Annotated in this window: 3 protein-coding genes; 2 read left to right on the top strand and 1 reads right to left on the bottom strand. The window is 71.2% G+C overall.

Translation table 11 applies throughout. The features are described from left to right. Positions 1-429 (top strand): transglycosylase SLT domain-containing protein (locus CCN29_RS28185; RefSeq protein WP_442538526.1); only part of this gene is annotated, 429 nt, incomplete at its 5' end. 91 nt (positions 430-520) lie between these two features. Here CCN29_RS28185 and CCN29_RS28180 read toward each other — a convergent pair. Further along, positions 521-3,049: an ABC transporter ATP-binding protein/permease gene (locus CCN29_RS28180; RefSeq protein ID WP_086685417.1), complete on the bottom strand. Its 2,529-nt coding sequence runs from the start codon at positions 3,047-3,049 to the stop codon at positions 521-523. Between the two features lie 247 nt (positions 3,050-3,296). Here CCN29_RS28180 and CCN29_RS28175 point away from each other — a divergent pair. After that, on the top strand, positions 3,297-4,345 hold a 1,049-nt coding region (locus CCN29_RS28175; RefSeq protein WP_442538525.1), incomplete at its 3' end, for a streptophobe family protein.

The raw sequence follows: 4,345 nt of genomic DNA, 5'->3' as shown, positions 1-4,345 counted from the left end.
AAGAAGGCCGCCGCCGAGGCCAAGGCCGCGAAGGCCCGTGCGGCGGCGGAGTCGGCGAGCCGCTCCGCCGAGCGCGCCGAGGTGAAGAAGGCCGCGCCGCAGAAGTACGGGGACAACCTCGACGGCTGGATCCGCGAGGCCCTGTCCATCATGAAGAAGAACGGCATCCCCGGCTCCTACGAGGGCATCCACCGCAACGTCATGCGGGAGTCCTCGGGCAACCCGAAGGCGATCAACCTCTGGGACATCAACGCCCAGAAGGGCATCCCCTCCAAGGGCCTGCTCCAGGTGATCCCGCCGACCTTCGACGCCTACCACGTCAAGGGCACCCCGAAGGACATCTACGACCCGGTCGCCAACATCGTCGCCGCCTGCAACTACGCGGCCGACAAGTACGGCACCATGGACAACGTCGACAGCGCGTACTGAGAGGTCGGCGCGGACCTCTCCAGCCGCACACAGACGCCGAAGGGCGGCACCCTCCTGACGGGGTGCCGCCCTTCGGGGTGGTACGGCGGGACTACTTGCGCATGACCTCGGGCTCGTGGCGGCGCAGGAAGCGGGCCACGAAGAAGCCGCAGACCACGCCGAGCGCGAGCAGCGCGCCCATGTCCGTCGCCCAGGCGGCGGCCGTGTGCTCCCACAGCGGGTCGGCGCTGTCGCCCTTGGCCGGCGGGCTGATGTTGTTGAAGTCCAGCGTCGTGCCCGCGGCGGCGACCGCCCAGCGCGACGGCATCAGGTACGACAGTTCGTTGACGCCGACCGAGTTGGCCAGCGGGAACAGGCAGCCGGTGAAGACGACCTGGACGATCGCGAACATCACCAGCAGCGGCATCGTCTTCTCCGCGGTCTTCACCAGGGCCGAGATGATCAGGCCGAACATCATCGCGGTGAAGCCCAGCGCCATGATCGGGATGCACAGCTCCAGCAGGATCTGGCTGCCGAGCACGAGGCCCTCGTCGGGCACGGTGCGGCTGGAGAAGCCGATGACGCCGATCATCAGGCCCTGGATCATCGTGATCAGGCCGAGCACGAAGACCTTCGACATCAGGTACGCCGAGCGGGACAGGCCGGTGGCGCGCTCCCGCTCGTAGATCACGCGTTCCTTGATCAGCTCACGGACGGAGTTGGCGGCGCCGGCGAAGCACGCGCCCACCGCGAGGATCAGCAGCACCGTGAGCGCCGTGCCGTTGGCGACGGGACGGCCGGTCCGCGGGTTGATCTCCGTGTTGACCAGCAGGTCCTTGCCCTGGTCGATGAGCAGGCTGACCGAGCCGAGGACCAGCGGCAGGATGATCGACAGGGCGAGGAAGCCCTTGTCGGAGGCGATCACCGAGACGTACCGGCGCACCAGCGTGGCGAACTGCGACGCCCAGCCCTGCGGCTTCGGCGGCTTCATCGCCTGCATCGCGGGGACCTGTACGGACTGCGGGGCGACCGCGTCGATGTCCGCGGCGTACATCTGGTAGTGCTGCGAGCCCTTCCAGCGGCCCGCCCAGTCGTAGTCGCGGTAGTTCTCGAAGGCGGAGAACACGTCGGCCCAGGTGTCGTAGCCGAAGAAGTTCAGCGCCTCCTCGGGCGGGCCGAAGTAGGCGACCGAGCCGCCCGGCGCCATCACCAGCAGCTTGTCGCAGATCGCCAGCTCGGCCACGGAGTGGGTCACCACGAGGACGGTGCGGCCGTCGTCGGCGAGGCCGCGCAGCAGCTGCATGACGTCGCGGTCCATGCCCGGGTCGAGGCCGGAGGTCGGCTCGTCCAGGAAGATCAGCGACGGCTTGGTGAGCAGTTCGAGCGCCACCGACACGCGCTTGCGCTGGCCGCCGGACAGGGACGTGACCTTCTTGTCCTTGTGGATGTCCAGCTTCAGCTCACGCAGCACCTCGTCGATACGGGACTCGCGCTCGGCGGCCGTGGTGTCGGCGGGGAAGCGCAGCTTGGCCGCGTACTTCAGGGCGCGCTTGACGGTCAGCTCCTTGTGCAGGATGTCGTCCTGCGGGACCAGACCGATGCGCTGGCGCAGCTCGGCGAACTGCTTGTACAGGTTGCGGTTGTCGTACAGCACCTCGCCCTGGTTGGCGGGCCGGTAGCCGGTGAGCGCCTTGAGCAGCGTCGACTTGCCGGAGCCGGACGGGCCGATCACCGCGATCAGCGACTTCTCCGGGACGCCGAAGGAGACGTCCTTGAGGATCTGCTTGCCGCCGTCGACCGTGACGGTGAGGTGGCGGGCGGAGAAGGACACCTCACCGGTGTCGACGAACTCCTCGAGCCGGTCGCCGACGATCCGGAACGTCGAGTGGCCGACGCCCACGATGTCGGTGGGGCCGAGCAGTTGCGAGCCGCCCTTGGGGATCGGCTGGCCGTTGACGTACGTGCCGTTGTGCGAGCCCAGGTCGCGGATCTCCATGCGCCCGTCGGGCGTCGAGTGGAACTCCGCGTGGTTGCGGGACACCTGGAGGTCGGAGACCACCAGGTCGTTCTCCAGGGCACGGCCGATGCGCATCACGCGGCCGAGCGAGAACTGGTGGAACGTCGTGGGGCTGCGGTCGCCGTAGACCGGCGCGCCCGGGCCGCCGCCGGGGCCCTGCTGCTGCGGGATGTGCGGCGCGGACTGCTTCGACACGCCCTGCTGCGGCGGCTGCTGCTGCCAGCCCTGCTGGGCGGGCGGCTGCTGCTGGGCGGGCGGCTGCTGGGCCCAGCCGGCGCCCGCGCCCTGGGCGGCGTACGGCTGCTGCGGCTGGGCCTGCGGCACGGCGGCGCCGACGCCGGACAGCGTCACGCGCGGCCCGTCCGTCGCGTTGCCCAGGTTCAGCGCCGTGTCGGCGGTGAACTGAAGGTGATGGATCCGCTGCCCCTGCACGAAGGTGCCGTTGGTGCTGCCGTGGTCCTCGATGACCCAACTGTGGCCGTTGAAGCTGATCGTGGCGTGACGCCAGGACACCCTGGCGTCGTCGATCACGACGTCGCCCTGCGGGTCACGTCCCAGGGTGTAGGCCCTGGACGGATCGAGCGTCCAGGTGCGTCCGTTTGATTCCAGTACGAGTTCCGGCACTCCATGCCCCACTGAGTTTGTTCCCCCGAATGTCCCCCGTCGCAGGGAGTCTAGGGATGTCGAACATCGGGGGGAACTATTTCAGGCGCGGCCCTCCGACCGGAAGTCGGCCCTGTCACGACCCGGCGACAAGGCGTCGACGGCCCTGTGCGGACCGGGGTTGAAATCGCCCCGGAGAGTGGTAAACCACGCGAGGGGGACATGCGCGGCCTGCCGGGCCGCTCCGCGGATCGGGGGGTCTGCTGCCATGAGTGCTGCCACAGGCGTTGCCGGGCCGGGGCGTGACGGCCGTGTGCCGTGGGCGGACGTGCTGATGTCCGCGGTCGCCGCGGTGAGCTGGGCGCTGATCGGGATGGCGGGGACGGCGGCGCTGGGGCTGCACCTGCTGGACGCGGACACGGCCGGGTCGTTGGCGCCGATGGCGGCCGCGGTGGTGGCGCTGGCGGTGGGCGGCTCGGTCACGCCGACGGGGGACGTGCCGGTGTTCGGGCTGCCCGGGGCCGAGGCGGAGACGGCGCTCGACGTGGTGCCGTTGGGCGTGGGGCTGGTGGGGGCGGTGCTGCTCTCCCTCATCTTCCTGAGGTCCTTGCGTGCGGCGGGAGTTGTGGTGTCCGGCCGTGAACTCTCCGCGCGGGCGGGCGCGGTGGTCGCGCTGTCCGTCGCGACGGCGGGCGGTCTGGCGTGGGCGGGCCACGACGTGATCACCGTCGACATGGCCGCGCTCGGCGTGGACGGCCTGCCGGGCACGGGCAGCGGGGACGGGGGTGGTGGTGGACTGGACGTCCCCGGGCTCGGCGACATCGGGGAGCTGCTGCCGGACCAGGTGGGGGACCTGGTCGGCGCGGACGTGACGGTGGGGTTCACGGTCGACACGGTGCCGACGCTGCTGGCCGGGCTCGGCTGGTCGGCGGGCGTGCTGCTGGTCGCGCTGCTGGCGTCCCGCCGCACTCCGCTGCCGCGCGGCTGGGACGCCCTGCACCGCGTGGTGCGGCCGGCGGTCTCGTCGGTCGTCACGGTGCTGCTGGTGGCGGTGGCCGCGGGGGTCGCCGCCGCGGCATACGCGGCGCTCGGCGACGACCATCCCCGGAGGATCGCGGGGGCCGCGCTGCTGGGGGCGCCCGACGGGGTGTGGCTGGGGCTGTCGGTCGGGCTGCTCGTCCCCTGGGACGCCCAGGGCGACGGGGCCCTGCTGGGGGCGCTGCCCCACCCCCTGGACGACCTCCTGCGGACGGGGACCGAGGAGCCCGTGACCTTGGCCCGGCTGGCCGGGCTGGACGGGCGGGTGTGGCTTCTGGG

It is taken from the genome of Streptomyces pseudogriseolus (assembly GCA_002154585.1).
Taxonomy (GTDB): Bacteria; Actinomycetota; Actinomycetes; order Streptomycetales; family Streptomycetaceae; genus Streptomyces; species Streptomyces pseudogriseolus.
This window is presented reverse-complemented; position numbering and strand designations above follow the sequence as displayed.